At 69.3% G+C, this 5,432-nt stretch carries 6 protein-coding genes; 5 read left to right on the top strand and 1 reads right to left on the bottom strand.

Going from position 1 to position 5,432, the window contains the following annotated elements; all coding sequences use genetic code 11:
- The first annotated feature begins 281 nt into the window (after nt 1–281).
- The 5 genes from ACOV8S_RS16585 (at nt 282) to ACOV8S_RS16565 (ending at nt 4,519) form a co-directional block, all read left to right on the top strand.
- Complete coding sequence (locus ACOV8S_RS16585) at nt 282–947, top strand: 2-oxo-4-hydroxy-4-carboxy-5-ureidoimidazoline decarboxylase (protein WP_448318890.1); 666 nt, start codon at nt 282–284, stop codon at nt 945–947.
- A gap of 137 nt (nt 948–1,084) precedes the next feature.
- Nucleotides 1,085–1,465 carry a succinate dehydrogenase, cytochrome b556 subunit gene (gene sdhC, locus ACOV8S_RS16580; RefSeq protein WP_108954701.1) on the top strand — a complete coding sequence of 127 codons (381 nt, stop codon included), beginning with the start codon at nt 1,085–1,087 and terminating at the stop codon, nt 1,463–1,465.
- An 8-nt stretch (nt 1,466–1,473) separates the two neighbouring features.
- Nucleotides 1,474–1,971, top strand: a complete 498-nt coding sequence (gene sdhD, locus ACOV8S_RS16575) for a succinate dehydrogenase, hydrophobic membrane anchor protein (RefSeq protein ID WP_448318573.1) — start codon at nt 1,474–1,476, stop codon at nt 1,969–1,971.
- A 20-nt stretch (nt 1,972–1,991) separates the two neighbouring features.
- Nucleotides 1,992–3,746: a succinate dehydrogenase flavoprotein subunit gene (gene sdhA, locus ACOV8S_RS16570; protein WP_448318572.1), complete on the top strand. Its 1,755-nt coding sequence runs from the start codon at nt 1,992–1,994 to the stop codon at nt 3,744–3,746.
- A complete protein-coding gene (locus ACOV8S_RS16565) occupies nt 3,746–4,519 on the top strand; it encodes a succinate dehydrogenase iron-sulfur subunit (RefSeq protein WP_351110450.1) in 774 nt (257 codons plus the stop codon). The genes sdhA and ACOV8S_RS16565 overlap by 1 nt, the downstream gene beginning before the upstream one ends.
- Before the next feature lie 274 nt (nt 4,520–4,793).
- Here the strand turns inward: ACOV8S_RS16565 and ACOV8S_RS16560 are convergent.
- The coding region (locus tag ACOV8S_RS16560; RefSeq protein ID WP_448318571.1) for a L,D-transpeptidase family protein at nt 4,794–5,432 on the bottom strand (639 nt) is incomplete at its 5' end.

Raw genomic sequence — 5,432 nt, 5'->3', positions numbered from 1 at the left:
GCCGTGCTGCGGACTGTTCGCGGAATGACGACTGTGCTGGCTCACCTTGCCAACGTAAGAGCGATTCGTCCCGATCGCCCGCCGACGCGCGGCGTCCACCCGTGCGGCGTTCGTCTCCCCTGCGAGTGAAAGACGAGTATTCGGCTACCGCCTCCGTGGTCGCACCGCTACCGTGTGTCCACAACTCCCACATCGTCCGCGCATCGTTCCTGCCGACCACATCCGGCGCCCCGACCCGGCGCCCCGGAACCCGCCGAGGACTCCCGCTGCCTTCGCCACGCATCCCGGAACAGGGCCGTGCCGCGCCCGACGGCCTGGAGCGGTTCAACCGGGCACCCGCGACCGCCGCCCGGCACCTTCTGTCCCGCTGCCTGCGCAACCACCGCTGGGCCGGCCGGCTGGCCTCCCACCGGCCGTACCCGGATCTCGCGTCCCTGCTCGCCGCCTCCGACGAGGCCGCCTACGACCTGTCGCCCGACGAACTGCTGGAAGCCGTCCGCGAGGAGTGCCGGATGCTCCGGACGGACGACCTCGCCCGGACCTTCCTCGCGGCGGACGACCCGCTCGCGGCGGCGGCCCTGCCCGCCACGCCGGGCGGCCGCGGCCTGTGGTCCGAGCAGCAGCTGCGGGTGGTGCGCTCGATGCCGCGCGCCGCCCGCACGGCGGTGCGCGCCGCCTGGGTGGCCTACGAGCAGCGGTTCGGGCACGGCTTCGTGCTCTCGCTGGACGGCGTGGACCCCGAGGACGCCCTGAACCACCTGCTCACCACCGTCCGCAGCAGGCTGGCCCTGGCCCCGGAGGACGAGCGGGTGGTCGCCGCCGAGGAGCTGCGGCAACTGGCACGCGAACGACTCACCCGACTGATTCGTTCCGATCGCCCGGATGATTTCGATCCGACTTGTGCCGAATTCCCCCCGTTCGCACCCCCGCTGGGACTACCGGTTTGATCACATCGGCAGGGCTGCGCTAAAGGTTCCGACAGCACGTCGCTACGATGGCCGGGGCCGGTGGACCGTACCCGGCCGGGCCCGTCCGACAGACAAAGCCGGCGAGGCCCCAATCCCCGCTCCCGGAGGGTTCTTCCGTGCCGGCTGGAACGCTTTACCGCGGACGGGAAGGAATGTGGTCGTGGGTGGCTCACCGAGTCACCGGCGTGCTGATCTTCTTCTTCCTGTTCGTCCATGTGCTCGACACCTCTCTCGTGCGTGTCTCCCCGGAGGCCTACGACGAGGTCGTGGCCACCTACAAGACGCCGCTCGTCGCGCTGCTGGAGTACGGCCTCGTCGCCGCGATCCTCTTCCACGCGCTGAACGGCCTGCGCGTCATCGCCGTCGACTTCTGGTCGAAGGGCACCCGCTACCAGAAGCAGATGCTCTGGGCCGTCGTCGGCGTCTGGGTCGTGCTGATGATCGGCGCGCTGTACCCCGTCCTCGGTCACGCCGCTCGTGAACTCTTCGGGAGCTGACGCGAAGCATGTCGAACAACACCGTCAAGACTGACACCGCTTCGGGCATCGGCCCGGTCGAGGAGGCGGGCGCCTCCCTGTACTCCGCCGACAACCCGGCCCCCGTGATCGAGCCCCCGCGCAAGCGCACCAAGAAGACCGGCAGGGCCACCCGGGGCAACTTCGAGCTGTACGCCTGGCTCTTCATGCGCCTGTCCGGCGTCGTCCTCGTCGTCCTGGTCATCGGCCACCTGCTGGTGCAGCTGGTCCTGGACGGCGGCGTGCAGAAGATCGGCTTCGCCTTCGTGGCGGGTCGCTGGGCATCGCCGTTCTGGCAGGTCTGGGACCTGCTGATGCTGTGGCTCGCCATGCTCCACGGCACCATCGGCCTGCGCACGATCATCAACGACTACGCGGAGCGCGCGAACACCCGTATGTGGCTCAAGGGCCTGCTCTACACGGCCACGGTGTTCACCATCCTGCTGGGCACGCTGGTGATCTTCACCTTCGACCCGAACATCCGCTAGATCCGGGGCTGCAGACTTCCATGAAGATCCACAAGTACGACACCGTCATCGTCGGCGCCGGCGGCGCCGGCATGCGCGCCGCCATCGAGGCGACGAAGCGCAGCCGCACCGCCGTGCTGACGAAGCTCTACCCCACCCGCTCCCACACGGGCGCCGCGCAGGGCGGCATGGCCGCCGCGCTGGCGAACGTGGAGGAGGACAACTGGGAGTGGCACACCTTCGACACGGTCAAGGGCGGTGACTACCTGGTCGACCAGGACGCCGCGGAGATCCTGGCGAAGGAGGCCATCGACTCGGTCCTCGACCTCGAGAAGATGGGCCTGCCGTTCAACCGGACCCCCGAGGGCCGCATCGACCAGCGCCGCTTCGGCGGTCACTCCCGCAACCACGGCGAGGCCCCGGTCCGCCGGTCCTGCTACGCCGCGGACCGCACCGGCCACATGATCCTCCAGACGCTGTACCAGAACTGCGTCAAGGAGGGCGTGGAGTTCTTCAACGAGTTCTACGTCCTGGACCAGCTCCTCACCGAGGTCGACGGCAAGCAGGTCTCGGCCGGCGTCGTCGCCTACGAGCTGGCCACCGGCGAGATCCACGTCTTCCACGCCAAGTCGGTCATCTACGCCTCCGGCGGCACCGGCAAGTTCTTCCGCGTGACCTCCAACGCGCACACCCTCACCGGTGACGGCCAGGCCGCCGTCTACCGCCGGGGCATCCCGCTGGAGGACATGGAGTTCTTCCAGTTCCACCCGACCGGCATCTGGCGCATGGGCATCCTCCTCACCGAGGGCGCCCGCGGCGAGGGCGGCATCCTCCGCAACAAGCACGGCGAGCGCTTCATGGAGAAGTACGCGCCGGTGATGAAGGACCTCGCCTCGCGAGACGTCGTCTCGCGCTCCATCTACACGGAGATCCGCGAGGGCCGCGGCTGCGGTCCCGAGGGCGACCACGTCTACCTCGACCTCACCCACCTGCCGCCGGAGCAGCTGGACGCCAAGCTGCCGGACATCACCGAGTTCGCGCGCACCTACCTCGGCATCGAGCCCTACACGGACCCGATCCCGATCCAGCCCACCGCGCACTACGCCATGGGCGGCATCCCCACCAACGTGCGCGGCGAGGTCCTCGCCGACAACACCACGGTGGTCCCCGGCCTGTACGCGGCCGGCGAGGTCGCCTGCGTGTCGGTGCACGGCGCCAACCGCCTGGGCACCAACTCGCTGCTGGACATCAACGTCTTCGGCAAGCGGTCCGGCATCGCCGCCGCGGAGTACGCGCACAGCGCCGACTACGCGCCACTGCCGGAGAACCCGGCCGAGTTCGTGGTCTCCGAGGTGGAGCGCCTGCGCAACGCCACGGGCGGCGAGCGGGTGGCCGACATCCGCCGCGAGCTGCAGGACACCATGGACGCCAACGTCATGGTGTTCCGCACCGAGCAGACGATCAAGGCCGCCGTGGAGAAGATCGGCGAGCTCCGCGCGCGCTTCAAGAACGTCTCGATCCAGGACAAGGGCAAGCGGTTCAACACCGACCTGCTGGAGGCCGTCGAGCTGGGCAACCTGCTGGAGCTGGCCGAGGTCATGGCCGTCTCCGCGCTGGCCCGCAAGGAGTCCCGCGGCGGTCACTACCGCGAGGACTACCCGAACCGCGACGACGTCAACTTCATGCGCCACACGATGGCGTACCGCGAGGTGGCCGAGGACGGCTCGACGAGCATCCGTCTCGACTACAAGCCGGTCGTTACGACCCGCTACCAGCCGATGGAGCGTAAGTACTGATGGCAACCCCGACCCTGGAGAAGACCGACGGCGGCGCCGAGCCCGGTTTCGCCGACTCCCCGTACATCACGGTCACCTTCCGCGTCCGCCGCTTCAACCCCGAGGTCTCGGCCGAGGCCCAGTGGCAGGACTTCACGCTGGAGATGGACCCCAAGGAGCGTGTGCTCGACGGTCTCCACAAGATCAAGTGGGACCTGGACGGCACGCTCACCTTCCGCCGCTCCTGCGCGCACGGCATCTGCGGCTCCGACGCGATGCGGATCAACGGCAAGAACCGCCTCGCGTGCAAGACGCTGATCAAGGACATCAGCCCCGAGAAGCCGATCACCATCGAGGCCATAAAGGGCCTGACGGTGCTCAAGGACCTCGTGGTCGACATGGAGCCGTTCTTCCAGGCCTACCGCGACGTGATGCCCTTCCTGATCACGAAGGACACCAACGAGCCGACGCGCGAGCGTCTGCAGTCCGCCGAGGACCGCGAGCGGTTCGACGACACCACCAAGTGCATCCTGTGTGCCGCGTGCACGTCGTCCTGCCCGGTGTTCTGGAACGACGGCCAGTACTTCGGCCCGGCCGCGATCGTGAACGCCCACCGCTTCATCTTCGACAGCCGTGACGAGGCGGGCGAGCAGCGCCTGGAGATCCTCAACGACCGTGACGGCGTGTGGCGCTGCCGCACCACCTTCAACTGCACGGACGCCTGCCCGCGTGGCATCGAGATCACCAAGGCGATCCAGGAGGTCAAGCGCGCGCTGATCACGCGTCGCATCTGACCCCCGGCCGCCGGCCGGCAGAGCCGTACGACGAGGGCCCCGCACACACCGTGCGGGGCCCTCGTCGTCGTGGCGTGCGGGGCGGGGGTGACATTTTCCGAACGGGTGGCGCTGAGGGAAGTGGGCCGACTGGTCATCGGCCGTCGCGGGAGCCAGGAGCTTTCCCCCGTACATCTGGCTCCCGCACCTCGCGCGGGCGGGGCACGTTCCCCCTGCCCCGCCCGCGCACCCCTCCCTCCGCTCCGTTCGGCGACCGGGTGACCGGCGTCCGCGACTATCGGTGGACGACCACCTTGTCGCCCTCGCGGACCGCCGCGAACAGCTGCGCGATCAGCTTCTCGTCCCGCACGTTGACGCAGCCGTGCGAGGCGCCCGCGTAACCACGGGCGGCGAAGTCGGGCGAGTAGTGGACCGCCTGGCCGCCGCTGAAGAACATCGCGTACGGCATCGGCGAGTCGTACAGCGTCGAGACGTGGTGCCGGGACTTCCAGTAGACGGTGAACTCGCCCTCCCGGGTGGGGGTGGCGACGGAACCGAAGCGGACCGCCAGGTGGGAGACCGTCCTCCCGTCCACCATCCAGCGCAGGGTGCGGGTCGTCTTGTCGACGCACAGCACCCGCCCCTTCAGGCAGCGCGCGTCCGGCAGGCCGGGCTCCTGGCCGCCCATCAGGAACAGGTCCCACTGACCCGGTTCGGAGGTCATGTCCAGCAGGCGCTGCCAGCTGACGGAGTCCATCCGGCCGGTGCGGGGCAGGCCGCGCTTGTCCTGGAAGCCCTCCACCGCCTTCTCGGTGGCCTTGTCGTACACGCCCGTCGGCCCCTGGAACAGCCAGGCGATCTGCCGCAGCCGGGCCTGCAGCTCCCGGACGTCGCGCCCCTCGTCACCCGGCTTCCACAGCACCTTCGCCGGGGC

The sequence above is a fragment of the Streptomyces sp. CO7 genome (genome assembly GCF_053474865.1).
The sequence above is the reverse complement of the archived record's forward strand: the minus strand, read 5'-3'. Positions and strand labels throughout refer to the sequence as shown.